The 25854-nt window shown below is 61.6% G+C and carries 22 protein-coding genes; 10 read left to right on the top strand and 12 right to left on the bottom strand.

Annotated features, from left to right (window positions below; all coding sequences use genetic code 11):
• Nucleotides 1-118 precede the first annotated feature (118 nt).
• Nucleotides 119-1219 (top strand): redox-regulated ATPase YchF, encoded by a 1101-nt coding sequence (gene ychF / locus E0473_RS02630; protein ID WP_137679289.1) that lies wholly within the window; start codon nt 119-121, stop codon nt 1217-1219.
• An 81-nt stretch (nt 1220-1300) separates the two neighbouring features.
• Here the strand turns inward: ychF and E0473_RS02635 are convergent, their stop codons facing one another.
• Nucleotides 1301-2527, bottom strand: coding sequence for a tetratricopeptide repeat protein (locus E0473_RS02635; RefSeq protein ID WP_137679290.1), 1227 nt, complete (start codon nt 2525-2527; stop codon nt 1301-1303).
• A 277-nt stretch (nt 2528-2804) separates the two neighbouring features.
• Between E0473_RS02635 and gyrA the strand changes: the two genes are divergently transcribed.
• On the top strand, nt 2805-5576 hold the full coding sequence (gyrA, locus tag E0473_RS02640) for a DNA gyrase subunit A (protein WP_421721762.1): 2772 nt from the start codon (nt 2805-2807) through the stop codon (nt 5574-5576).
• Nucleotides 5577-5759: 183 nt separating this feature from the next.
• On the opposite strand, the gene E0473_RS02645 is transcribed toward gyrA, so the two are convergent.
• Nucleotides 5760-6431: a lysoplasmalogenase family protein gene (locus E0473_RS02645; protein WP_137679291.1), complete on the bottom strand. Its 672-nt coding sequence runs from the start codon at nt 6429-6431 to the stop codon at nt 5760-5762.
• Nucleotides 6432-6492: 61 nt separating this feature from the next.
• Between E0473_RS02645 and trmFO the strand changes: the two genes are divergently transcribed.
• Nucleotides 6493-7860 carry a methylenetetrahydrofolate--tRNA-(uracil(54)-C(5))-methyltransferase (FADH(2)-oxidizing) TrmFO gene (gene trmFO, locus E0473_RS02650; RefSeq protein WP_137679292.1) on the top strand — a complete coding sequence of 456 codons (1368 nt, stop codon included), beginning with the start codon at nt 6493-6495 and terminating at the stop codon, nt 7858-7860.
• Nucleotides 7861-7871: 11 nt separating this feature from the next.
• Here the strand turns inward: trmFO and E0473_RS02655 are convergent, their stop codons facing one another.
• Genes E0473_RS02655 through E0473_RS15355 form a run of 6 tightly spaced genes read right to left on the bottom strand, consistent with a single transcriptional unit; the run spans nt 7872 to nt 12768 of the window.
• Nucleotides 7872-8339 (bottom strand): EF-hand domain-containing protein, encoded by a 468-nt coding sequence (locus E0473_RS02655; protein ID WP_137679293.1) that lies wholly within the window; start codon nt 8337-8339, stop codon nt 7872-7874.
• A 41-nt stretch (nt 8340-8380) separates the two neighbouring features.
• Nucleotides 8381-9019: a putative GNAT family N-acetyltransferase gene (locus tag E0473_RS02660; RefSeq protein WP_137679294.1), complete on the bottom strand. Its 639-nt coding sequence runs from the start codon at nt 9017-9019 to the stop codon at nt 8381-8383.
• A 60-nt stretch (nt 9020-9079) separates the two neighbouring features.
• Nucleotides 9080-10981: a TadE/TadG family type IV pilus assembly protein gene (locus E0473_RS02665; protein ID WP_137679295.1), complete on the bottom strand. Its 1902-nt coding sequence runs from the start codon at nt 10979-10981 to the stop codon at nt 9080-9082.
• Nucleotides 10982-10991: 10 nt separating this feature from the next.
• Entirely contained in the window at nt 10992-11687 is a 696-nt protein-coding gene (locus tag E0473_RS02670) for a TadE/TadG family type IV pilus assembly protein (RefSeq protein ID WP_137679296.1), read from the bottom strand.
• Nucleotides 11660-12331 (bottom strand): TadE/TadG family type IV pilus assembly protein, encoded by a 672-nt coding sequence (locus tag E0473_RS02675; protein ID WP_137679297.1) that lies wholly within the window; start codon nt 12329-12331, stop codon nt 11660-11662. Before E0473_RS02675 ends, E0473_RS02670 begins: the two co-directional genes overlap by 28 nt.
• Nucleotides 12332-12369: 38 nt before the next feature.
• A complete protein-coding gene (locus E0473_RS15355) occupies nt 12370-12768 on the bottom strand; it encodes a hypothetical protein (protein WP_162536213.1) in 399 nt (132 codons plus the stop codon).
• Here E0473_RS15355 and E0473_RS02680 point away from each other — a divergent pair.
• Genes E0473_RS02680 through E0473_RS02690 form a run of 3 tightly spaced genes read left to right on the top strand, consistent with a single transcriptional unit; the run spans nt 12712 to nt 15826 of the window.
• Nucleotides 12712-14583 (top strand): pilus assembly protein TadG-related protein, encoded by a 1872-nt coding sequence (locus tag E0473_RS02680; protein WP_421721778.1) that lies wholly within the window; start codon nt 12712-12714, stop codon nt 14581-14583. The two genes, E0473_RS15355 and E0473_RS02680, sit on opposite strands and share 57 nt — an antisense overlap.
• Nucleotides 14583-15170: a TadE/TadG family type IV pilus assembly protein gene (locus E0473_RS02685; protein ID WP_137679299.1), complete on the top strand. Its 588-nt coding sequence runs from the start codon at nt 14583-14585 to the stop codon at nt 15168-15170. Before E0473_RS02680 ends, E0473_RS02685 begins: the two co-directional genes overlap by 1 nt.
• The gene (locus tag E0473_RS02690) at nt 15161-15826 is read left to right on the top strand and encodes a TadE/TadG family type IV pilus assembly protein (RefSeq protein WP_137679300.1); all 666 of its coding nucleotides are present in this window, start codon (nt 15161-15163) and stop codon (nt 15824-15826) included. The genes E0473_RS02685 and E0473_RS02690 overlap by 10 nt, the downstream gene beginning before the upstream one ends.
• A gap of 27 nt (nt 15827-15853) precedes the next feature.
• Here E0473_RS02690 and E0473_RS02695 read toward each other — a convergent pair whose 3' ends face one another.
• The 3 genes from E0473_RS02695 to E0473_RS02705 form a co-directional block, all read right to left on the bottom strand.
• Nucleotides 15854-17230, bottom strand: coding sequence for a pyruvate dehydrogenase complex E1 component subunit beta (locus tag E0473_RS02695; protein WP_137679301.1), 1377 nt, complete (start codon nt 17228-17230; stop codon nt 15854-15856).
• Nucleotides 17231-17233: 3 nt separating this feature from the next.
• Complete coding sequence (pdhA, locus tag E0473_RS02700) at nt 17234-18328, bottom strand: pyruvate dehydrogenase (acetyl-transferring) E1 component subunit alpha (protein WP_137679302.1); 1095 nt, start codon at nt 18326-18328, stop codon at nt 17234-17236.
• 148 nt (nt 18329-18476) lie between these two features.
• Nucleotides 18477-18824 carry an FtsB family cell division protein gene (locus E0473_RS02705; RefSeq protein ID WP_241657305.1) on the bottom strand — a complete coding sequence of 116 codons (348 nt, stop codon included), beginning with the start codon at nt 18822-18824 and terminating at the stop codon, nt 18477-18479.
• A 178-nt stretch (nt 18825-19002) separates the two neighbouring features.
• Here E0473_RS02705 and E0473_RS02710 point away from each other — a divergent pair, with 178 nt between their 5' ends.
• Entirely contained in the window at nt 19003-19557 is a 555-nt protein-coding gene (locus tag E0473_RS02710; protein ID WP_137679303.1) for a hypothetical protein, read from the top strand.
• A gap of 37 nt (nt 19558-19594) precedes the next feature.
• Here the strand turns inward: E0473_RS02710 and E0473_RS02715 are convergent, their stop codons facing one another.
• Nucleotides 19595-20860, bottom strand: a complete 1266-nt coding sequence (locus E0473_RS02715) for a MarR family winged helix-turn-helix transcriptional regulator (protein WP_137679304.1) — start codon at nt 20858-20860, stop codon at nt 19595-19597.
• 29 nt (nt 20861-20889) lie between these two features.
• Between E0473_RS02715 and E0473_RS02720 the strand changes: the two genes are divergently transcribed.
• From E0473_RS02720 to E0473_RS02730, 3 genes are all read left to right on the top strand, one after another.
• Nucleotides 20890-21078: a hypothetical protein gene (locus E0473_RS02720; protein WP_137679305.1), complete on the top strand. Its 189-nt coding sequence runs from the start codon at nt 20890-20892 to the stop codon at nt 21076-21078.
• A gap of 580 nt (nt 21079-21658) precedes the next feature.
• Nucleotides 21659-24742: a TonB-dependent receptor domain-containing protein gene (locus E0473_RS02725; RefSeq protein WP_241657306.1), complete on the top strand. Its 3084-nt coding sequence runs from the start codon at nt 21659-21661 to the stop codon at nt 24740-24742.
• Nucleotides 24743-24842: 100 nt separating this feature from the next.
• Complete coding sequence (locus E0473_RS02730; protein ID WP_137679307.1) at nt 24843-25844, top strand: zinc-dependent alcohol dehydrogenase family protein; 1002 nt, start codon at nt 24843-24845, stop codon at nt 25842-25844.
• The last annotated feature ends 10 nt before the right edge of the window (nt 25845-25854 follow it).

Below are 25854 nucleotides of genomic sequence, written 5' to 3' on the forward strand. Positions count from 1 at the left end.
GATGAAAGATGCCCGGCCCCGTTCCATCCCGAAGCTGGCCAAGCGGCCCGTGCGCGGCTAAGGGCCACGGCCTGTCATCCGCGCCGGTTGCGGCGCCCCAATACGAAGGATCAGCCCCATGGGCTTCAAATGCGGGATCGTCGGCCTGCCCAACGTCGGCAAGTCGACCCTGTTCAACGCTCTCACCGAAACGCAGGCCGCGCAGGCTGCGAACTACCCGTTCTGCACCATCGAGCCGAACGTGGGTCAAGTCGCCGTGCCCGATCCGCGGCTCGATAAGCTGGCCGCGATTTCGAAGAGCGCCAAGGTCATTCACACCCAGCTTTCGTTCGTCGACATTGCGGGCCTTGTGAAGGGCGCCAGCGCAGGCGAAGGTCTGGGCAACCAGTTCCTCGGCAATATTCGCGAGGTCGATGCCATCGTCCACGTGTTGCGGTGCTTCGAGGATGACGACATCCAGCACGTCGCCAACAAGGTCGATCCACTGGCCGATGCCGAGGTCGTGGAAACCGAGCTGATGCTGTCGGACCTCGAAAGCCTCGAAAAACGCGTCGACAATGCCAAACGCCGCGCGACGGCAGGCGACAAGGAAGCTAAGGCGCTCGCCTCGGTGCTAGGGCAGGCACTAGAACTGCTGCGCGACGGCAAGCCCGCCCGCCTCACCGAGCCGAATGGCGACGACGAAGAGCGGCTTTTCGAACAGGCGCAGCTGCTCACCGCCAAGCCAGTGCTTTACGTATGCAACGTGGGCGAAGGCGATGCGGCGACGGGCAACGAGCTATCGGCGAAGGTGTTCGAGAAGGCGGCCGCCGAAGGCGCGCAGGCGGTGGTGGTCTCGGCCGCCATCGAAAGCGAAATCGTGGCGATGGAGCCCGAAGACCGCGCCGAGTTCCTTGCCGAGCTGGGGCTGGAGGAATCAGGCCTCGCCCGCGTGATCCGCGCCGGTTACGAATTGCTGGGCCTGAAGACATTCTTCACCGTGGGCCCCAAGGAAGCGCGCGCCTGGACCTTCCACGATGGCGCCCGCGCCCCGCAAGCCGCTGGCGAAATTCACACCGATTTCGAACGCGGCTTCATCCGCGCCGAAACCATCGCTTTCGACGACTACATCACGCTGGGCGGCGAAAGCGGCGCGCGTGACGCTGGCAAGCTGCGGCAGGAAGGCAAGGACTATGTCGTGCAAGACGGCGACGTGATGATGTTCAAGTTCAACGTCTGATTAGGACGGAATAAGCAAAAAAAACGGCGCGGGAACCCAAGCTCCCGCGCCGTTATTGTTTGTGCCTTCCGGCGGCAGTGCTTAGCCGGCCTTCTGCTCAGCGTAGAGAACCCACATGTCGGCCACGGGCTTACGCGCGCCAGTCACCTGGCCGAGGGTCGCAACGGCTTCGTCGTACTTGCCTTGCATCACCTGCGCCATGCCCTTGCGGGTCATCGCCTCGTTCACGTCGCCACCCTTGTCGGCAGCGGCCTGATAGAGCGTCTCGGCGCGGGCATAGTCACCGATCGACCACATCACGTTCGCCGAGCCCATCGCATCGAGCGCATCGCCGCTCTGCCCTTCGGAGAACGTCGCATCAGTGTTGCTGCGGTCTGCGGAAGCGCGCGCATCGGCGATCGACTTCACTTCGACGTAGTAATTGTCACCAGTGTCGATCAGGCCTGCATCGACCGCCTCGGTCATCACCGGCAGCACCTCGTTCGACATGATGCGCGGATCGAGCGCCTCGATGTAACGAATGTACTCGGCACGGTTCGACAGTGCGTCGGTCTCGCGCATCAGGCGCAGCAGATCGAGTTCAACCTGCGGATCGAGCTGACGGATCGCTCCTACAACCTGAAGAGATTTGAGCCAGCCGTCCTTGCTCGGATCGGCCTTCACGAGCGCCTTCGAAAGGGCAATCGATTCGTCGTACATGTCGTTGCTGTATGCCGCGCCAAGCGTGCGTTCGATCCAGCTAACGGGGATCGTGCGGCCTTCAGCGGCGAACTGCGGCTGCAATTCCTCGATGTAGCTGACCGCAGCCGGCACGTTGTCTTCCTGCAGATAGGTCTCGATGATGAGGCCCTGCGGATCGTTTTCGGTGTAGCCAGCCGCCAGAGCTGCCTGCAGCGCGGTGCGCGCGGCTTCATAGTCCTTGGCGTTATAGGCAAGGTTGCCGACGAAGAACTGGAACTGGCCGATACGCTCCGGCTCGACCTTGCCGCTTTCGAGCATCAGTTCGAGGCCGCGGCGCTGCCAGGTCGGATCGTTGAGGTTGTTGCCGATCATCAGCGCCATGTTGCCGGCAGCGTTGCGGTCATCGTCGTTCTCAATCGCGGCAAGCACGCCATCGAACTGGTCGCGGGCGGCGGCCCAGTCGGCATTCTCGCCGCTGGTAGCTTCAGCAACCGGGGCATAGGCCTCGCGGAAACTGCGCGAATAGTCTTGCGCCTGCGCCGTAGTGGCGAACATCGCGCCACCGGCCAAAGCCAGCGCCATCGCGGCGCGCGAAGTGAAGCGGCTAAAGGCGAACTTGTGAATCATTGATAATCTCTCCTGAAGTGGCGAAACAAAGGCCGTGGGGGCCATCGTCGCTCCCGGTTGTGCGTACTGCATAGGAATGCCCGAGATTGCAAATCGCTCCTAAACGAGGGCCGGTGAACTGCATTTGAACGTTCTTTGCAGCTTATTGACGACACGAGCGCGGACAAATGTGGAAAAAGCACGTGCTTTCGCCCGCTGGGGCCACCCGTAACTGGCAGTCTGGCGCCCTATGGCCTAGTCCGGTGGCAACCAGAACAACAACGGAATATCCATCGCAGTGAGCGACGAGGACACCCCTAACCCCAACCCGATGTCTCCGCCCGAGTTCGAGCGGATCGACATCGTCGATGAAATGAAGACGAGCTATCTCGATTACGCGATGAGCGTGATCGTGAGCCGCGCACTTCCCGATGTGCGCGACGGCCTGAAGCCTGTCCACCGGCGCATCCTCTATGCCGCGCAGGAAGGCGGCTATGTCGCCGGGCGGCCCTATCGCAAGTCGGCCAACATCGTCGGCGACGTCATGGGTAAATATCACCCCCACGGCGACAGCGCGATTTATGACGCGCTGGCACGCATGGTGCAGCCCTGGTCCCTGCGCGTTCCGCTGGTCGATGGTCAGGGCAACTTCGGCTCGATGGACCCCGATCCGCCAGCTGCCATGCGTTACACCGAGAGCCGCCTTGCGCGCGTGGCCAATGCGCTGCTCGACGATCTCGACAAGGACACGGTCGACTTCGTCGATAACTACGATGGCAGCCGCAAGGAACCTTCGGTGCTGCCGGCGCGGTTCCCGAACCTGCTCGTCAACGGCGCGGGCGGCATCGCGGTCGGCATGGCCACGAACATTCCGCCGCACAACCTGGGCGAAGTGATCGACGGCTGTTTCGCCTATATGGATGATCCGGGAATCACCTCTGATCAGCTCCACGAGATCATTCCGGGGCCTGATTTCCCGACAGCGCCGCTGATTCTCGGCAAGGCGGGCGCGCGGCAGGCCTATACTACCGGGCGCGGCTCGATTCTGATGCGTTGCCGCCACGAGATCGAAACCTCGCGCGGTGATCGCCAGTCGATCGTGCTGACCTCGATACCCTATCAGGTCGGCAAGGCCAGCCTGGTCGAGAAAATTGCCGACGCCGCCAAGGAAAAGCGGATCGAAGGCATTTCCGATATCCGCGACGAAAGCTCCAACCGGGGCGGCGTGCGCGTGGTGATCGACCTCAAGCGCGATGCCACCGCCGACGTGGTGCTCAACCAGCTGTGGCGGCACACCCCGGCGCAGGCGAGCTTTCCCGCCAATATGCTGGCGATCCGCGGCGGTCGCCCCGAAACGCTGACGCTGCGCGATTTCATTCAGGCGTTCATTTCCTTCCGCGAGGAAGTGATCACCCGCCGCACCAAGTTCGAACTGAACAAGGCGCGTGACCGGGCGCACGTTTTGCTTGGCCTGGTGGTCGCCGTCTCCAACCTCGACGAGGTGGTGGCGATGATCCGGGGCTCGAAGAACCCGACCGAGGCGCGTGGCAAGCTGCTTGAGAAGAAGTGGCCGATCGGCGACATCGCGCAATATATCCGCCTTGTCGAAGCCATCGACCCGAGCGAGGACGAAAGCGGCGGCACCTACCAGTTGAGCGAGCGGCAGGTGAAAGCGATCCTCGACCTGCGCCTGCACCGCCTCACTGCGCTGGGCCGCGAGGAGCTGGGCGGCGAGTTGCAGGAGCTGGCCGACAAGATCGAATATTACCTTTCGATCCTTGCCGACCGGGTGAAGCTTTACGGCGTGATGCGCGCCGAATTGCAGGAAGTGCGCGACCAGTTCGCCACCCCGCGCCAGAGCGAGATCGCCCCCGGCTGGGCCGGACTTGACGACGAAGATCTGATCGAACGCGACGAGATGGTCGTGACGGTGACGCTCGACGGCTATATCAAGCGCACCCCGCTCTCCACCTTCCGTGCGCAGAACCGTGGCGGCAAGGGCCGCGCGGGCATGAGCACGAAGGATGCCGATGCGGTGTCGACCATGTTCGTCACCTCCACGCATAATCCGGTGCTGTTCTTCTCCACCCACGGCAAGGTTTACCGCATCAAGGTATGGAAGCTTCCCGAGGGCGCGGCAAACACGCGCGGGCGGCCGATTATCAACCTGCTCCCGCTGGAGAAGGACGAGACCATCGCGCAGGTGCTGCCGCTGCCCGAAGACGAGGACAGCTGGGGCGCGCTCAACGTGGTCTTCGCTACCGCGCAAGGCAATGTGCGCCGCAATTCGATGGATGCCTTCACCAACATTCCCTCGAACGGCAAGTTCGCGATGAAGTTCGAAGATGGCAGCACGGATCGGCTGATCGGCGTCCAGCTGCTCGAACCGGGCGACGACGTGATGCTGGCCACCAGGATGGGCAAGGCAATCCGCTTCTCGGGCGAGGATGTGCGCGAATTCGTGTCGCGCACCTCGACCGGTGTGCGCGGCATGAAGTTCAAGGAGTCGGGCGACGAGGTCGTCTCGCTGTCAATCCTTGGTGCCGGTTCGGCAACGCCTGACGAGCGCGACGCTTACCTGCGCGTGGCCCCCTGGAAGGCGGACGAGGACGCGGCCCGGCTCTCGCCCGAACACGAGGCCATGGCGGCGGACGAACAGTTTATCCTCACCGTCTGCGCCAATGGCTACGGCAAGATCAGCTCTAGCTACGAATATCGCCAGTCGGGCCGTGGCGGCATGGGCATCACCAATATCGACAACATCAAGCGCAACGGCCCCGTGGTGGCGAGCTTCACCGCTACCCGCGCCGATCAGCTGATGCTGGTGACCGACAAGGCGAAGCTCATTCGCATCGGCCTCGACACCATGCGCATCATCGGCCGCAACAGTGCCGGTGTGCGCCTGTTCGATGTCGATAAGAACGAGCATGTTGTATCGGCAGTAAAAATCGACGAGGAAGAAGCGCCCGAGAACCTCGCGGAAGAGGCTGTGATCGAGGAAATGATCGACCGGCGCGACGGCGACGATGAGGTCGGGCCGCAGGAAGAGCGTGACGACGGCGAGGAATAGGCCTTCGCATCAGTCACTTACGTGCGCGGGGTTACGAAAGGTAACTCCGCGTGCCTGCCGACGGGTTACGGAAGGTAACCCTAGTTACAGAAAGTAACCCAGAGTCGGTTGCGAAAAGTAACCCTGCTCTCGCCAGCCCGAACTTGATCCAAGGTGACGCGAGCGGGGAAGGTATACCGCCCCCTACTTCACCACACGCAACTGCGGATCGCGCTTTCTCATCGTCTGGATAACGCCGGTGCACATCAGGAACATGCCAAGGTAATAGAGCGGCCAAACGAGCAGCTGCGGCCATTGTGTGCCCGACAGGGGCCCCATTTCGGCAAAAAGGATTAGATCGCTTACGACAAACAGCATGGCGCCCGCCCCCACCCGGAAGCGGGCAAAGTCGCTCGCCCAGGCGCTTGCCGCCATTGCCCCAAGCGACAGCGCATAGAGCGCGGTTTCCAGCTTTGCATCGGGATCGTAAGGCAGCAGATAGCCCGCAAGCGGCACGCAGATCAGCGTTACGCCGCAAATCCAGCTGTGGATCCCCATCGCGGGGCGGCGGTGTTTGAGAAACAGCCCCATCGCCAATACATGATGGAGAAAGAACAGCAGGCCGCCCACCGTCAGATCGATCTCCATCGCCATATCGCCAAACGCGGCGGCTCCAAGCGCCCATACGTAGAGCCGGGCATCCGCGCTCGCATGGCGGACGAAGGCATAGACCGCCAGCAAGCCCACCGCGCTGCCCTTCAAAGGCACGAGATACAGTTCGGGCAATTCGCTCACGCGAAGATAGTGAAACGCCAGCGCCGCAGCGATGGAAAGCAGCAGGAAAGGGCGTTTCTGGGCAAGCGCGCGTTTGGGCATAGGCTCAGTTAGCCGCGCGCAGCTATTTGCGCCAGCACTCGAAACGCCTATCTGGCCTCCCATGACACATCAGGTACATATCATCGGCGGCGGCCTCGCCGGATCGGAAGCTGCGTTTCAGCTTGCCCAGCGCGGCGTAAAGGTTCGCCTCTCGGAAATGCGCGGCGGCGGCGGCAAGACCGCCGCGCACGAAACCGAGGGGCTGGCCGAACTGGTTTGCTCCAACTCGTTCCGCTCAGACGACGACACCAAGAACGCAGTCGGCCTGTTGCATCACGAGATGCGGAGGCTGGATTCGCTGGTCATGCGAGCGGGCGAAAAGGCACGCGTTCCGGCGGGCAGTGCCATGGCCGTGGACCGCGACGTTTTCTCCGCCGCGGTCGAACGCGTGCTGAGCGAACATCCCAATATCGAAATCGTGCGCGAGAAGGTCGAGGCCCTGCCCGAGAGCGGCCTCACCATCGTCGCCACCGGGCCGCTCACCGCCGCCGAACTGGCGAGTTCCATCGTGCAAGCCACCGGCGAAGACAGGCTCGCCTTCTTCGATGCCATTGCCCCCATCGTGCACCGCGATTCGATCGACATGTCGAAGTGCTGGATTCAGAGCCGCTGGAACAAACGCACCGAGGCCTCGAACGAGGACGGCGACTATATCAATTGCCCGATGACGAAAGAGCAATACCTCGCCTTTCACCAGGGCCTGCTCGATGCCGAAAAGGGCGAATTCAAGGAATGGGAGGCCGACACCCCCTATTTCGACGGTTGCATGCCAATCGAGGTCATGGCCGAGCGCGGGGTGGAAACGCTGCGCTATGGCCCGATGAAGGGCGTGGGGCTGGATAATCCTTATGACACTAACGAGGAGCACCCGCAGGGCCGCTGGCCCTATGCGGTCGTGCAACTGCGGCAGGATAACAAGCTCGGCACCTTATGGAACATGGTCGGCTTCCAGACCAAGATGAAATATGGCGCGCAGGTGGAACTGTTCCGCACCATTCCGGGCTTAGAGAACGCCGAGTTCGCGCGGCTGGGCGGAATGCATCGCAACACCTTCATCAACTCGCCCGAGCTGCTTGACCGGCAGCTTCGCTTGAAAAGCGCGCCGCATATCCGCTTTGCGGGGCAAGTAACCGGCTGCGAGGGCTATGTCGAAAGCTCGGCCGTGGGGCTGGTCGCGGGGATGATGGCGGCGGCCGAACTGGCGGGCACCAACTGGACGCCGCCCCCGCCCACCTCGGCGCTGGGCGCGCTCCTCTCGCACATCACGGGCGACGCGGAGGCTTCAAGCTACCAGCCGATGAACATCAACTTCGGCCTGTTCCCGCCCTTGCACGAAGTTCACAAGAAGCGCCGGAAGGAAGCCTATACCGACCGCGCCAAGGCCGATTTCGGCGAATGGCTGGCGGATCTGGAACGAGTGCCCGCGTAGCCCAACGTCGCTCAACAGTCACATCGCGGTTTGGGCCGCGGCTTCGGCGCGCTGGTGGCGAATTCGTCCGCGGTCAGCTCGCGGTTGCCATCGGCATCCATCTCATCGAACCGCGTGGCGGTGGTGATCGCCCACTCCTCAAAGGTGAGCAGGTTGTTGCCGTCGACATCGAGCTTGCGGAAGGCGTCGGTCCTGCTCGAAAGCATTTCCTGACGTGTGATCTTCAGATCGCGGTTGCGATCGTAGCGGAAGAAACGGCGCTGTTCGCGCGTAAGTTCGCTCGCTTCGGGCGGCTCGGGGCCGACCAGGTCGGCGACGTCGGCGCTCGGCAAAGCATCGGGGTCGCGGCCTTCCTGCGCCAGCGCTTCGGGATCGGGTGGCGGCGCGGCCCGCTCAACCTCAGCCCTGCCCTGTATCCAGAACAGACCCACACTCACCAGTAACAGCGCGCTCACCGCACCCAATATCAGGCGATTCATCGCCGTCTCCCAAAGCGACCCAGAGACTTACGCCAAATACCTTAGAGTCCGGAAATTCCAACCCTCATTGCCAGCAACATTGCTCCAGGCCCATCAAGCAGTGCATCGCGGTTGCCCGACAGCGCCCGGCGGGCCAGCGTTTCAAGCACCGCCAAGGGACGCAAGGCGCGCGGCAGGCGCTGCCTTTGCTTCTGCGCCTCGGCAGCACGCATAATGGTCGTCCGCTCGTCGCCCGGCGGCATTCCCAACGCCAGATCGGTCAGGGCCCAGGTTCGCGCCGGGGGTGATACGTGCCTCGCGTCAGCCCCCAGCCTACGCGCGAGGGCTTCCCACAGCGCTGCACGTCCTGCGGCAAACTCCTGCACGTCAAATTGCTCTCCCAGCAAGCTTTCCCAGCCGTCGACCAAAGCGACAAGGCCGCGCCCGTCGCCCAAATCCTTTTCCAATGCGGCCAGTAGCGGTTCGCCCTTCGGCCACTTGTCGCAAGGCTCACCGAGCCGATCGCGCCACCAGGCGAGCTTGATCTGCGCCAGCATCGGTTCGCCCCCGCCCAGCACCACGCCAGCCAGCCGGGTATCGAGCGCGAGCAGCGCAAGCGTGGCGGCCCGCGCGCTGGCAGGGGCGTAAGACAGTGCCAGTCGCTGCGGCAGAGGCAAGGTTTCGAGCAGATCGTGGGACATCGCGCCGGTCATTCCCAACCGCAGAGAAGGAATGCAAGCCCGTTCGCGAGCGTGCCGACCTTACTTGATCAGGCGCGCCGTCTGCAACGTGGTTGAGAACAGCGTGCGCAAGGCCGCGCCGATATCGTCGTCCGAGGTCACAGTTTGCACCAGCGGGGCGCCGTTGTTGCCGGGCGAAGCGCACTTTTCCAGCGCGGTGAGGATCTTGTCGGAACTGCCAGCATTGCCCGCCGGATAGGGTGCCGGCGGCGGCGGCAGCCAAGGGGCGACGTTGGTTTGCGACCAGCCGTCGCCAACCAGCGACTCGGGCAGGTATTGGGTATAGAGGATCGCAATCTTGATCCCGCGCGCCTTCAGCGCGCTACACTTGGCCAGTTCCTTGTTGGCGTCGTCGCGCATCGGCCCCATCACGCGCCCGCCATCGGGTTGATCGAGCATCCCATCGGTGATGAGGAACAAAATTTTCTGCGGCGTGTTGCCGGGCGCGCCATTGCCGGCATTGGGAATATTGCTGTTCATGTAATTGAGCATGTTCAGCATTTCGGTCGTCCGGTCGCCGACATTGAGGCTGCTCGTGGGCATACTGTTCTTGTACCAGTAGTCATCCGCCGGGAACACCGTTTCGACTGAGAACCCGTTGTTGTAGGATGATATGTCGGTCAAGCCGGTGAGCTGTCGTACCGGCGTGCTCTTGCCCGGCCGTGTCCAGTCGAACGAGAACATCTGCATCCGGTAAGTGACGTGATAATTGGCGGCCTGATTGGCGGCGAACGGGATCAGCTGCGTGGCTGCCGACACCATCGCATCCTTGCGCAACGGAATGCGCGCCGGGCTACCGTAGATTTTGCCGTAATTGTGCGTAAGCCAGAAACCATCGGCCCAGTAGCCGTAATCGTAAATACTTGAGGTGGTAGTAGGCTTCCCGATGAAAGTCTCCCCTGGGGTTGTCACCCCGGTGTACGTATTGGTGATAAGCTGGGATGCATCGATCTTGGTGGTGACGTTACGTCTGATCTCTACCGGCCCGCTTGTGCTATCGACGAGCGAGTAGTGGACGGTCGTTGTCTTGACCGCCGTAGTGTCGACATAAATATCATAGTAACATTGTTTCCAGAACCAGCCGCAAGTATAGGAGCCCTGCTTGATCTCCCGCTCGGTTCCGGAGCTGATCGTAGGCCCTTCATTCATCGGGTTGCCGTTGTTGTCATAGAGCTGTTTGGGATTAGAATTGGCATCCCAGCGATACCACCAGCCCTTTTTCGACGAACCAGCATTATAGTAGCTGGTCGAGAGCAACACATCGCGCCCGGCGGTATCCTCTATCCAGATACGATCACTGTGCGGTATCTGCGCGTGGCAGGCATAGGCGCAACCATTCGCGTTGTGTTCGTTTTTCGTCGCCGCAATCACCTTGGAAATGCCATCGCTGGTCGCAGGCAGCAGCATCGATGGCGAATTGTCCATCGCCAGATAGAAATCGACATTCGGCGGCTGGGCCGCGCTCGCCGCCGCCGAGCCGGAGACAGTAAGCGTATCGGCCCCAAGTATGCCGCCAAAGAAATTGACCGATTCGACGGTGTAGGTCACCGTCGCCTTGCGCAAGAAGCCGAGCGTGCTGCCGCTGCCTGTGGTGATGTTGTCGATTTCCGTGTCATAAACCAAACCGCGATGACCCGACATCTCCGCCGCCTGCGAATTGAACATCTTGTTCGCCGCCGCCTTCGAGGCGTCATTCGATTCGAACATCATCGTCGGCGAAACCGCCGCCAGGGCGGCCGCGTCGGCCGCCGCGTTGAGGTGGGTCTGCAACCGCATCGCCCGGCCATAGTCGATCCCGAATCCGGCCACGAAGGTCAGCGGGATCACAGCAAAGCCGAAAATCATCAGCACATTGCCGCTGCAATCGGACTTCAGACGCCGGAAGAATCCGGAGATGGTCTTGCTGGTGTGGCGAGCAAACATCAGCCGGTTCCTAGTAAAGCCGCGGGGCCATGTAGATCGTGTCGGACAGGTCGGTGGCGCCCCACGAGAGGAAGTCGATCGGCGGGGTGTAGGTGTAGGTCACGGTCCCGCGGTAGAGATATGCGCCGGCGGTTCCCACTTGGGTGGCGCTGCTCGTGCCCGGGTCGAGGTTGTCGCAAACGTTCGAGCCGTCGGGCGAAACCGGGATCATGTTGGGCGAAACCATATTACCGGGGATCGCCACAATTGCGTCTTCCGGCTGCGTCTCGGCATTCGGCAAGGTTCCGGCAATATCGGTGGAAGCGATTGCCGAACCTGTGGTGCCATCGGCGTTCTGGGTGCGCGCCCTTGTCCACACGACGTAGGCGCGCGTTGCATCGCATACTCGCAGCAGTGAGATCTGCTGGGTTGCCGCATCCAGCTTGTAAGGCGCCATCGCCACCGCGCTCGCGCTCAAGAGGTTGTTCGCGCCGACTGCATTCGGGTCGTTGTAGATGATCGCAGGCGAGATTGTGCGGCTGACCAGATCGGCAAGCGAGCGCGTCGCCACCGTCACCTTGCGATTGACCGCGATCAGCTCGGAAACGGTCATCGCTCCAAAATAGAGCAACAGCATCAGCGGCAAGGCATAGGCAAACTCTACGAGGGCCACGCCGCGCGTGCAGGATAGCAGCCGCCTCAGCACGTCGACTGCCCTGCGGCGCACGAGTAATCCTCGGTGGTGAACACCGAAGTGGCGGTCAGCATCCGGTTGTTGTTCGGCTCGTTGATCAGGCTGCTGCCGAGCGCCCCGGTGCCGGTCGGCCAGAGATAGATCAACTGCACCGCGACGATCTGGTTCTGGCCCGCCCCGGCAGCCGCGTAATTGTAGCCGGTGCCGGTCGAAACAATATTGCCGCTACTGTCGTAAGTGAAAGTGGGGCGGTCGGCTGCGCTGGCGCTATAGGCCGAGGCCCTGCTGACATTGACCGTCAGACGCGAGCATTTCAGCATGGGGGGCAGAAGCGGATCTGTTGTGAAAACATTGCCACTGGCAGTGATGCCGCTGGCGCCATTGCAAATAGCGTTCTTGAAGTCGGCGCTGTCCATGCCGACGTGTCCGTTCGACAGGATCGATGTCTGCGCATAGCCGGTCAGGAACAGGCGCGAAGCGCTCTCGGCAGCGGTCTCCAGCATCTGCTGCGCGAGATAGATCATCATCAGATGCAGCGTGGCCATCAACAAGGCGATGAAAGCCGTGCCGACGATGGCAAATTCGACAGCTGCCGCGCCGGAGCAGTCACGCAAAAGCGATCGACGCCGATGCGCGAACGACGGGTCGTCCGAAATCTGGTCATGCGGTCTGGCCATGGCGAGCTATCTCCAGTCGCCAAGATGCAAAATCTTCCTTAGAATTTCGTAAAGCGCCGCCATTTGCGGCGGCTGGCGAGCCATGACGAACGTTGCATGGCCACGCGCGTGCTCTTCACAAAATGATTAGGCTTCACGAACGCGGCGCCTTTCATTTCCAAGGGGTTAACCACGGCCACGTGATTTGATGCAGTGCGCTGATATCTTTCGCCTAACCACGAGAGAAAAGGATATGTGAAGCGACCTTCACTATCCAGATCGCCATGGCGGTAGCCTTGAGCCAAACGCGCGGCCGAGCGCCCTTTCTGCGCCGTCTGGTTCACGACCAGGCGGGCAATGCGCTTATGATCATTGCCGCCGCGCTTCTGCCGCTGGTCGGGATGGTTGGTGGCGGCCTCGATATCGGGCGTGGCTATCTTGTTCAGGCCCGGCTGCAACAGGCGTGCGATGCCGGCGTGCTGGCAGCACGCAAACGGCTGGGCACCGAAAGCGTTACCTCGGGCGAAATGCCAAGCCAGACGGCCGAAATCGGCGACCGCTTCTTCCGCACCAATTTCACCTCTGGCGCATACGGCACGACAGGGCGCAGCTTCGAGATGTCATTGGAGGAAGACTTTTCCATCACCGGCGTTGCCAGCGCCCAAACTCCGACGACCTTGATGGCCGCGTTCGGCGAAGACAGCATGGATGTGCGCGTGGAATGCAGCGCTCAGCTCAACTCTGCGAACACCGATGTGATGATGGTGCTCGACGTTACCGGCTCGATGGCGACCAGCAATCCGGGCGATAGCCAGTCGCGGCTCGAAGTGCTGAAGGAGACCATCCGCAGCTTCCACCAGCAGCTTCAGGCCACGGCCCAATCAGGTTCGCGCATCCGCTATGGCTTCCTGCCTTATGCGACCAACGTCAATGTGGGCGGCATCCTCCATGACGACTGGGTCGTGGACGTTTGGGGATACCAGTCGCGGCAGATGAAAGAGAAGGGCGGCATCACCTACACCACCTTCTACACCGCCAGCAGCCCGATTTCCGGCAGCATCACAAAAACCAGCCAAGAGACCTACTCTGCGACCAAGGATTACTGGGGCAACTACCGCTGCACCAGCAAGCCAAGCGATACTGTGAGCGGTTCCACACGCCAGACCGACGAAACCAGTGAACTCGTTGTTGGCCCGCCCACCGGCACCCGCACCACCAAGACCTATGAGCGGACACGCGACGGTGATTCGTACGAAGTCACGCAGGACGGTGGAACATGCACCGTCGTGAAGACAGCCTACCGCAACTACAAGGACACCTACAACGCCGTGACCGAACCGAGCTGGGATCGGCGCGGAAAATGGACCTACGACCGCTTCGAACACGATGTCAGCAACTGGCGCAGCGAAACCGAAGGTTGCATGGAAGAGCGACAGACCTACGAAATCGACGACTATGACAACGTCGATCTGAAGAAAGCGCTCGATCTCGATATCGATCTCGTACCAACAGACAATCCGGCGGCACTCGGCATAAACGTCGGCGAGGATCTGTCGGTGCGTGTCCACGCTAACAACAACGGCCACAGTTCAACAGTCGAATTCGGCGCGTCCGCCATTACCAAGTGGCGCCCGATGTATCCCGACCTGATCTACGGGCGCGCAAAGGAATATAATGGACGGGGCAACTTCACCGCCGACCCAGTAAAAACCTCCAGCGAATACGTCTCGCCCCGCCTTATGGGGACGGACGCCTGCCCCGCCCCCGCCGCTAAGCTCTCCACCATGAGCGGAAGCGAACTTAACGACTATCTTAATACGCTTTACGCCGATGGCAGCACCTATCACGATATCGGCATGATCTGGGGCGGACGGATGATCTCGCCGACCGGTCTGTTCGCGGCGGAGAATCGTGACGTTTCTGCCGTTTCGCCAACCAGCCGCAATTTGATCTTCCTGACCGACGGAGAAACATCGGCGCTCGATATAAGCTATGGAACCTATGGCTTCGAGCCGGTCGATCAGCGCCGCTGGTCGCCCTCTTCCAGATATTCTCTCGTAGAAACCATCGAGAAGCGCTTTGCCTTCGCTTGCTCGGAAGTGAAGAAGCGCGGCGTGACCGTGTGGGTGATCGGCTTCGGGGTAGAACTCAACCAGATCATGCGCGATTGTGCTGGGCGGGGCCGCTATTTCGAAGCCGCCGACGCTGCCGAACTGAACACGGCCTTCGGCGCCATCGCCAAGAACGTTAGCGAATTGCGGATCATTCAGTGATGCGCTCGCCCCTCTCTCTTGGCCGCAACGAAAATGGCGCTGCGCTGGTGGAATTTGCGCTGATCGCGCCGGTATTGGTGGCCATGCTGCTCGGCCTGTTCGAGATCGGCTACAACATGTACACGCAGGCCCAGCTGCAAGGCACGATCCAGAGGGCTGCCCGCGATTCGTCCATCGAGAATGCGGGCAAGGGCAAGGCTGCGATCGACGAGAGGGTGGAGCGGGCAGTTAAACTGATTGCTCCGCGCGCGGACGTCGATTTCTCGCGCAAGTCCTACGCCACCTTCTCCGATGTCGCCCAGGCCGAAGATTTCACCGACGTCGATGGCAACGGCATCTGCGACAATGGCGAACAGTTCGAAGACGCCAACGGCAACGGCGTGTGGGACGAGGATCGCGGCAAGGAAGGCCTGGGCGGGGCACGCGATGTCGTGCTCTACAAGGTGACGGTCGGCTATCCGCGCGCTTTCGGGATCAGCAAGCTGTTCGGCTTTTCCGATAGGGTGGAATTCGAAGCCTCGAGCGTGCTGCGCAACCAGCCTTACGACGATCAGGAGATCATCGCGGTGGCGCGGCGATGCGACTGACCCTCTTCGTCTTTTGGCGCAGGCTGCTGCGCGACACACGCGCCACCGCAATGCTCGAATTTGCGCTCTCTGCGCCGCTGCTGCTGTCGATCGGACTGTTTGGTGCCGAGGCTGCCAACCGCGCCATTACGCAAATGCGCGTCAACCAGATTGCGGTGCTGGTGGCCGATAACGCCAGCCGTGTCGGCGAGAACTCGCTATTAGGCGAGGTGTCAATTTATGAGAGCGATATCAACGACATCTTCATCGGCGCGGACATTCAGGCGGGCGAGAGGTTCGCGCTGCTAGACAATGGCCGCATCATCCTGTCGAGCCTCGAAGTGCTCGAAGAGAGCGAAGACCAGCAATACATCCACTGGCAGCGCTGCATGGGCGATCTCGATCATCCTTCAAGCTATGGCAAGGAAGGCGACGGCGAGTTTTCCAATATGGAGGGTATGGGCCCGCCTGGCGAGGAGATCTACGCGTTCAGGGGCGAAGCCGTGATGTTCGTGGAGGTGGCCATGACCTATCAACCGATCGCGGTCGATCTGTTCGATGCTTCCCAACCGATCGTGGCCATTGCCGCGTTCAATGTGCGCAACAACCGCGACCTTTCGGGAGTGAAGCAGCGCAACGCCAACGCTCCCGATCCAATCGCAAACTGCGGCGCCTGACCTTCAGGCCAGGCGCCGCCAGACTGGTCAGCGGTAACAGACCTTCTTTACCGCCGCGATCACCTTGTCCTTGTCGATCAGCGCAAGCTTTTCGAGGTTGGAGGCATAGGGCAGCGGCACATCCTCGTTGCACACGCGGGTGACCGGCGCATCGAGGTGGTCGAAGCCCTCCTCCATGCACAGTGCGACGATCTCGGAGGCGACCGAACAGGTCGGCCAGCCTTCTTCGGCAATCACCACGCGGTTGGTCTTGGCGAGGCTTTCGAGCACGGCCTGCTTGTCGAGCGGACGGATCGTGCGCAGGTCGATAACCTCGGCGTCGATGCCCTCGCCCGCCAGCTCATCGGCAGCCTTGAGCGCAATGCCAACGGCAATCGAATAGCTGACGATGGTGACGTCGGCGCCTTCACGCATAATGCGCGCCTTGCCGATGGGCAGGACGTGGTCGTCAAGCTGGGCAACCTCGAACTTCTCACCGTAGACCAGCTCGTTTTCGAGAAAGATCACGGGATCTTCTGATCGGATCGCGGCCTTCAGCAGGCCTTTGCAGTCGGACGCATCATAGGGCGCGATCACCACCAGGCCCGGCACACTGGCGTACCAGGGGGCGTAGTTCTGGCTGTGCTGCGCGGCAACGCGGCTGGCCGCGCCGTTGGGGCCGCGAAACACCACCGGGCAACGCATCTGGCCGCCCGACATGTAGTTGGTCTTGGCCGCCGAGTTGATCAGGTGGTCAATCGCCTGCATCGCGAAGTTGAAGGTCATGAACTCCACCACCGGGCGCAGGCCGCCCATCGCGGCACCCGTGCCGATGCCGGCAAAGCCATATTCGGTGATTGGGGTGTCGATCACGCGCTTGGCGCCGAACTCGTCGAGCAAGCCCTGCGTAACCTTGTAGGCGCCCTGATATTCGGCGACTTCCTCGCCCATCACGAACACGCGGTCGTCGCGGCGCATTTCCTCGGCCATGGCATCGCGCAGCGCTTCGCGCACGGTGAGTGTGACCATATTGGTGCCGGCGGGAATTTCCGGGTCGTCCTTGCGCGGCTTGGCCTCGGGGGATGAGACCGGAAGCGGGTTGGCGGGTTCTTCGGCCTTGTCTTCGCTCTCGGCAGGAGCGGGAGACGGCGTCGGCGCAGGTTCGGCGTCGGAGACGTCTTCACCCTCGGCAGCGAGGATCGCGATCACGGTGCCGACCTTCACCTCTTCGGTGCCTTCGGCCACGAGGATTTTGCCGACCGTGCCTTCGTCGATGGATTCGAATTCCATCGTCGCCTTGTCGGTCTCGATCTCGGCAAGCACGTCGCCCGAGCTTACCGTGTCGCCTTCTTTCACCAGCCACTTGGCCAGCGTGCCTTCCTCCATGGTGGGCGAGAGCGCGGGCATCTTCAGTTCAATCGCCATGGCTCAATACTCCTCCACCAGAACATCGGTGTAGAGTTCGCTCGGCTCGGGCTGCGGCGAATTCTCCGCAAAGTCTGCCGCCTCGCCGATGCGCGCGCGAATGGCCTTGTCCATCTCTTTCAACTTGTCCTCTTCGACGCCCAGTTCGAGCAGATCCGCCTTGGCGCGCTCGATCGGGTCGTGCTTCTCGCGCATGTCCTGCACTTCCTCGCGGGTGCGGTACTTGGCCGGGTCGGACATCGAATGTCCGCGATAGCGATAGGTGTTGCACTCGATCAGCACCGGGCCATTGCCCTCACGCACATATTTGAAGGCAACCTCGGCGGCTTGACGCACTTCGAGCACGTCCATGCCGTCAACGTCCATGCCAGGGATGCGGAAGGCCGCGCCGCGCTTGTAGAACTCGACCTCGGCCGAGCTGCGCTTGACCGCCGTGCCCATCGCATACTGGTTGTTTTCGACCACGAAGACGATCGGCAGATCCCACAGGGCTGCCATGTTCATCGTCTCGTACACCTGCCCCTGGTTGGCCGCGCCATCGCCGAAATAAGCGATGCACAGGCCGCCGTCCTCGTTGTACTTATGGGCAAAAGCGAGGCCACCACCCAGCGACACCTGCGCGCCGACGATGCCGTGGCCGCCGAAGAACTTGTGCTCGGTGCTGAACATATGCATCGAGCCGCCCTTACCGTGACTGATGCCAGCTTGCCGGCCGGTCAGTTCGGCCATGATGACATTGGGGTCGATGCCGTAGGCGAGCATGTGACCATGGTCGCGATAGCCGGTGATGACCGAATCCTTGCCCGGTTCGGCCGCGCTTTGCAGGCCGATAGCAACAGCTTCCTGACCGATATAGAGATGGCAGAAGCCGCCGATCAGGCCGAGACCATAAAGCTGGCCGGCTTTTTCTTCGAAGCGGCGGATAAGCAACATCTGCTCGTAAAGGTGAAGCAGGGTATCGACATCGGCCTTAAACCGCTTGTCCTTCTCAAACTCTTTTTGCAGCAAGTCGAGTGAGGTGTTGCTTTCGGCGGCGCTCGCCTTGGGCGCAGGGCTGCGCTTGGACGAGGCGGAACGGGCGCTGGGGGATTTGGCCAAGGCTCAGGGTTTCCTCTGTTACGCGGGGCGGCGCTGTTAGCGCGCGCATCTGAAATCGGCCTATGGCTGCTATTTCCAGAGCACGCAATGTGGTCGCGGAGAGAATTGCCTATATGGGTACAAATTCCGCACCACAAAACCAGATTGGTTATTTCTTCGCCGTCTTGTCCGGCATATCCAGCTCGATGACATACTCATCGGGGTGCATCACACCAAGGTTGTGGCGGACCAATTCAGACCCGAGATCGGGATCGACATTGTCGGGATCGAGCAAGCGCACCCGATTCTCCAGCGCAGACTTGGTTTCGCGCAACTCGGCGATGCGCTTGCCATGCGCTTCCAGCAGCGCCGCATCCTCGCCCCAGGCGACAACGCCCGCCGGGCCGAACAGCGCCAGCGCCCCGATCAACAGCAACACGACCAGCGCAAAGGCACTGGCCAAGCGCTCGCCGACATTCACTTTGCCGGTATCAGGTTTACGGGGAGATATGATCATGGCCCCTTGAATCACACGAATCCAAGCGATTCAAGCAGCAAATCATCAGCCGTGCGAATTTTTGCGTGGATGCCTTTGACCGAGCCTCCTGCCAAGGGCACCGGGATCAGCCCAAGCCCCTTGCGCGGCTGGCTGCTCCGCGTCATGGATGAAGCCAAAGAGAGGGAGTTTTGAAAGCATGAAAGCCTATCGCCTAGCCGCCCTGGCCGCGGGCCTGACCCTGCCGCTGGCGGCCCTGCCCCAAGCGGCGCAAGCGCAGGTCGACGATGCGATCGTGCTCGAGATTTTGCGCCAGTGCGCGCGTATCGACGACACCGGCGCCCGCCTTGCCTGCTATGACAACAACGTGCGTCAGTCGGGCTCTGTCCCCGCCCAAGCCGCCGCGCCCACCCGGGCGGTGGCTCCGCAAGACACTGCTCCCGCCCCTACGCGTGGTAGCGCGGTAACCGGATTCGGCAGCGAAGACGTGCGCACGCCCGAACGCTTTGCCAGCACCCAGTCGAACGAACCCGACGAGCTGACGACCAGCGTTACCGCAGTGAGAATGCTGCAACCGGGGATCTATCGCCTCACGTTGGAAGACGGCGCCGAGTGGCAGTTCTCCGAAGGCGTGCCGAACTCCTATCGCCCGCCACGCGAAGGTTCGGTTGTCACCATCGACCGCGCTGCTCTGGGCAGCTTCCTGATGGTGTTCGATAACCAGATGGCCGTGCGCGTTCGCCGCATTCGCTGACCCGGCCCCAAGGTGGGGCGCTGCTAGCGGCTAGCGGCTAGCGGTGCCCCATTTCCTCGAAGGCCCGTTCGCGCTCAAGCTGTACAGCAGCATTGCGGTGAACCTTGCCAAAGGTGGCCAGAAAGCGGTCGCGCTCGTCGCCGCTGAGGGGAGCCATCAGGTAGGAACTGCGCTGGCGGCTGGCGTCCTGAATGATCTCATATATGCGCTCGCCCTCCGACGTGAGGGTGAAACGCCCGTGCCGCCGCCCCGGACGCCCCTGCCGGTCGACCAGAGCGCGCTCGATTAAACTGTTGATCGTGCGCCCGGCCTGGCTGTGATCGCGGTCGAGCCGCTCGACCAGCGTGTTCCACTCGATCGGCTGATCGCGCCCGATCTCGTTCAGCACCCAGGTCTCGAAGTTCGAAAGGCCGGTTCGGCGCTTGAAGATCAGCGCCGCCGAACGGCTGAAATAGGCCGAGAGCGTCATCAGCGGCGAGATTATGCGAGTCCGGTCGAGCACCAAAGGTTTGCCCGGTTCGTCCTGCGCCACAACCGGGAAACGGCTCGGCGCATTGGGCTCGTCGTTCGCCAGCGCCCGCTCCTGTTCGTAAAGCGAGACCGCGCGTTCCAGCAACTTTTCCACCACGCGCCGGAAATCGGCCAGCTCGCTATCGGGAATATCGACCGTCAGCTCACGGTTGCGCAGTTCGGCCAGCCGCGAAAGGCGATCGGCCAGCGTCTTGCCCTTGCGAGTAAGGCTGACAGGCGAGCGGATCTGCGTGCGCTCGACCATCTTGATCTCGAGCAGACGCTTGACCGACCGGCTGACCTGCGCTTTGTCGACCCCTGCCCCGTTCGAAAGTTCGGCCGGAACCAGCGGCCCGACATTGCCCAGCAGCAGCAATATCCGCCGGTCAAGCTCGACCAGAGCAATCTCGCGCGCATAGGAGAGTTCGGCACTTTCGCGGACCTTGGTCAGCAGTTGCCACAGTTCGCTCTGGAACACCGGCGGGGGATCGTCGGTGACGGCAGGCTCCACCGATTGTTCTTCGGCCTGCGGGATCAGGCCGTTGAGAATGATCGCCAACCGCGTCTCGAACCCCGGCGGAAGCGTGCCAGAGGCGTTTCCGCCCAAGGCGCGGGCGCCAAGCGCATAGGCCTCCACGATCTGAATCGCCTCTTCGGCCAGCGGGCCCAGCGACTTGGCGAGCACAAGCGCGTCATCCCCGGCAGGTTCGGCAGAGCCTTCGCCTCCGGCCAGATACCAGTTACGCGCCAGATCGGTGAGTACGCGACGCCAGCCTTGCTTGCCTTCTTCCACTCATCCCCCGGATTGCTTGCCGATGCCGAATGGCCATCCGCGTTGCCCGTGAAGGGCGGGTATTGCGCAAGGCAGAGCAAAAGAAAAGCGCACTCACTACCGATTGTCGCTTTTCGTTAAGTCTCCATCGCGCCCGGAAGGCTGCGGCGGACTTGATCAACCGCGCAGCCCCGCTCCTCCTTGGCGCCCGCACCGGCGGACATGATCAACAATCATGAGCGGGCCCGTTGATCTTTCATCAAGGCGATGCATCTGCGCAACAGTTCTGGCCCGAACATCACTAACTTGGGCATTATATGATTGTTATACATAGCCTTATTTAGAGCAAGGTGGCAGATCAACCTTAACGAGCCGACGCACGGAGGCCACGCTCGCGTGCAAAGCCAGCTTAGGCAAAGCCGCTTTTCAAGGCGCTGATGTCACACTGGTATAGACACTATCAATTTCCCTGAATATGAACCCAGGCTGAGATCGGGACAGAGTCAAGTTCCGGCACATGGGAGGATGTATGGCGTGTTCGCGCTTCAGCGATAGCTATTGCCAGTCGGCGAGTGACCCTCGCCTCTCCCCCCATGAACGAAATTCATCCGGCGCGGATGCTGCACCACCGCCACTCGCTGTGCTTGCAGCGCGTGAGAGCCGCACCGGAGAACGATAATTTGGTTTGCGCGATCGGATGTGCCCGATCCGCAATCTTTGTGAAGGGAGCACGAAGTGACAAGGTTCAATAAGAAGGCAGTCTTCAAGGCTGCACTCATGGCAAGCGGCACTGGCGTACTGCTTACAGCCAGCCCCGCTTTGGCGCAGGATAGCGCCCCAACCGCCGCAAGCGCGCAGAGCGACCGTATCGTTGTGACCGGTTCGCGCATTGTTCGCCGTGACTTCGAAGCGAACAGCCCCATCGTGACCGTAGATGAGGGACTGCTCGAAGATTCAGGCACCGCAGCAATCGAACAAAACCTTAACAAGCTGCCGCAGTTCACGGCCGTAAATAACCGCACGCCGACCACCGGCGGCGGCGACATCCAGCCTAACGCCAGCAACACCCCCGGCGCCGCAGCCGTCGCACTTCGCGGCATCGGCGCCAACCGTACGCTGGTGCTGGTCGACGGTCGCCGAGCCACTCCGTCGAACGCCACCGGCATCGTCGATATCAATACCATCCCGTCCGCCGCGATCGAGCGCGTCGAAATCATTTCGGGTGGTGCATCTTCGACATACGGCGCTGATGCCGTTGCCGGTGTGACCAACTTCATCTTGAAGAGCAACTTCGAGGGTCTCGAGCTCGACGGCCAGATGGGTATCACCGAGCAGGGCGATAATTTCGAATACCAGCTTTCCGGCATCATGGGAGCAGACTTCGAAGATGGCCGGGGCAACGTCTCGATTGCCTTCTCAATGAACACTCGCGAAAGCGCACTGCAGCGCGATCGCGATTACTATAATGACCTGTGGTCAGACCCCACCATCGGCGGCACTGCCTTCTTTGCACCTTACGCAGGCGTGAACATCGGCTTCGGCGGCAACTTTCCGGATGCAGGAGCTGTTAACTCAGTCATCGATGGCGCCACCTTTGCACCTGGACCGGTGTTCGGTACGGTGATCTACTCAGACTATGACGGAAACACCTTCTCGGGCCTTGGCGATGCTTTCGGCATTCCGGGCACCTCGGGAGCGGACGGCCTGCTGGATGGCACCGAGTTCTTCCGGCAGGCTAACGGTCAGCTTGGTTATAACAACCAGTTCAATTATCTGGTCTTCCCGCTGACCCGCTACAACCTCTACGCCAACGGCGATTACGAGGTTAACGACTGGCTGAGCGTTTTCGCGACAGGCTTTTTCTCGAAGACGGAAACGCAGACCGTGCAGGAGCCGGGCCCTTTGACCGGCGGCTGGGCGGCGCGAATCGATCCGACTATCAACCGCGACGTCATTCCTGACGATCTTCTCACGATCCTCGACAGCCGTCCCGATGCGGACGCGCCGTTCGAGCTGCGTGCGCTGCTGCCCTTTAACCGCACCAGCGACACTGACGTGCATACGATCAACCTCACCGCCGGTATTCGCGGCAATCTGCCGTTGAACGACTGGACCTACGAAGCCTTCGTCCAGCACGGCGAAACGCAGGTGTCGGCTGTTCTGAGCGGTGTGGCCTCGCTTGAACGCATGCGTACGATCATTGGCGGCCCGAATTTCGGGGAAGGCTTCTCCACCACCGGTAACGAAGAATTCGGCGGCTTCGGCGGTGCTTCGGCTTCCTGCACCTCGGGCTTGAACTTCTTCGCTCCCGAGACAATCACGCAGGATTGCTTTGATGCCATCGGCGCGCGACTGCAGAACAAGTCGACCGTCCGCCAGACGATTGTCGAAACGAACCTGCAGGGTGCATTATTCGAGCTGCCCGCTGGCGAGGTTCGCATGGCAACCGGCGTGAGCTATCGTGAGACGGATTACGAGTTCATCAACGATAACCTCACCACGCAAGGGCGTTCGTTCAACGATCAGGCGCTGGGTATCTATCCCAGCGGCGACTCGGAAGGCTACATTGAGGTTCGCGAGGTTTACGGTGAACTCTTGATCCCGATCCTTTCGGATATTCCGGGCATCCAGCAGTTCAACCTCGAACTCGGCGGTCGTCTCTCTGACTACTCGACGACCGGTACCAGCTACACGTACAAGGTGCTGGGTGAGTGGGAAGTGACCGATTGGCTCCGTTTCCGTGGCGGTTACAACCGTGCTGAGCGTGCGCCTAACATTGCCGAGCTTTTCTTGGCTCCGGAGCAGACCTTCGCGGTGGCGCCGGGCGGCGACGTTTGCTCGATCAATAACCCGAACGGCTTCTCCGCCAACCCTGACGTGAATGCAAACTTCACCGACGCAATCGCACTGTGCGGCGCGCTCATGGAAGCATCGGGCTCCGCGACGTCCGACGACATCTTCTACGGCACTGACTATCGCAACCTGCTGGGTGCAACGAACCGGGATGAGCTGGCCGCACTGGTGGCAAACCCCAACACGCAAGGTGCGGGCCCTGCCTTCACCTTCCCGACTACTGAGGGTAACGCCAACCTTCGTCCGGAAAAGGCCGATACCTGGACCGCCGGTGCGGTAATTCAGTCGCCCTTCACGTCGCCTGCACTCTCGCGCCTGCGTCTGGCGGTCGACTACTATAACATCGAGCTGACTGACGCGATCGGTCTGACGACGGTGGATATCGTCCAGCGTCAGTGCTTCGATCCGGCCCTTAACCCCGGCCTCGATCCGAACGCCGTCGCCTGTCAGCGCGCCAACCGGAACCAGACCGGCGGACTTGATGACGTGTTCCGGACGTATCAGAACTCGGGCTCGTTCCAGACCAGCGGCATCGATATCGCGCTTGACTGGGCGATGGATGCTGGCCCCGGTACGGTTACTTTCAGCACTCTGTTTAACTACATCATCAGCATGGAAGCGAACGAGCTGCCGATCGATGATCGTATCGACTATGTCGGCACGCAGGGTCCGAACAACAACGGTCTGAATGGCAATACCTACGAGTATCGCGCGTTCACCACGCTCGGGTACAGCATCGATGGTTATCGCTTGGCCCTCCAGTGGAGCCACCTGCCGAGCATTGATTCGGCGACCTCGGCGCAGTTCCCGAACACAACGATCCAGGGCGTGACCGAATCATACAACCTGTTCAACCTCAACGGCAGCGCCGCGGTGGCTGACAACCTTACGATCCGTTTCGGTGTTGAAAATCTGTTTGGCGAGGAGCCGCCACTGTCGGGCCGGAACACTAATCCGCCTCCCGGTCAGCTTCAGGGCGGTTCGTTCGCGCCCGGCGCCTACGACACGATTGGCCGTCGCTTCTACCTCGGTGCGAACGTAAAGTTCTAATCCAGCCGACCGCCACAAGATCAGGGGCCGCTTCCAACCGGAGGCGGCCCCTTTTCTTTGCTCCACTGCTCCTGCACCCTGCCCTCCAAAGGAGAGAACCATGACCCGCACCGTTCGTTTTCACGCCACCGGCGGCCCGGAACAGCTCATTATCGAAGACCTGCCACTGGGCGCGCCCGGCCCCGGCGAAGTGCGCCTGGCTGTCTCGGCGGTCGGGGTTAACCGGGCCGAGGCGATGTACCGCGCGGGCAAATACCCGGTGCAGCCCAAGCTCCCGAGCCGGATCGGCTACGAGGGCGTGGGCACGATCACCGCTCTCGGCGAAGGCGTGAGCGACTATGCCGTCGGCCAGCGCGTTTGCGTGCTGCCGATGATTTCGCAGGGCGACTACGGCATCTGGGCCGACGAGGCGATCGTGCCCGCGCGCATCCTCCTTCCCGCGCCCGAAGGCCTGAGCGACGAGCAGGCGGCCGCGATCTGGATGCAATACATGACGGCCTCCGCGATAATCGAGGTGGCCGAGCTCGGTGTGGGCGAGGCGGCGATCATCCCGGCTGCCTCATCCAGTGTGGGCCTAGCAGCGATCCAGCTCGCCAACTGGGCCGGCGGCGTCTCCATCGCCGCCACCCGCACCAGCGCCAAGGCCGAGGCGCTCGAGGCGCTGGGCGCGCAGCACGTGATCGCAACCGAAGAGGAAGACCTCGTCGAGCGCGCGATGGACATCACCGGCGGCGAAGGGGCACGCTGCGCGTTCGATCCGGTGGGTGGGCCCTATGTCGACACGCTGGCACGCGCGCTCGCTCCGCGCGGAATTCTGTTCGTTTACGGCGGCTTATCTGGCGAACCCACGCCCTATCCTCACTGGCCGATGGCATTCAAGGGCTGTTCAATGCGGGGCTGGGTTGCAAGCGAGATCTGGAACCACTCGGAACGCTTTGATCGCGCGAGAAAGCGGATCGAAAAGGGTCTGGCAAGCGGCCATTTACAACCAGTTATCGCCAAGATCTTCGATGGTCTCGAAGCCCTTTCGGAAGCCAATGCCTATCTTGAATCGAACCAGCAGATCGGCAAGGTGGTTGTGCGTTTCCAGCGCTGCGATTAAAGCGCACCTG

Source organism: Aurantiacibacter suaedae, from assembly GCF_005434915.1.
Classification (GTDB): domain Bacteria; phylum Pseudomonadota; class Alphaproteobacteria; order Sphingomonadales; family Sphingomonadaceae; genus Alteraurantiacibacter; species Alteraurantiacibacter suaedae.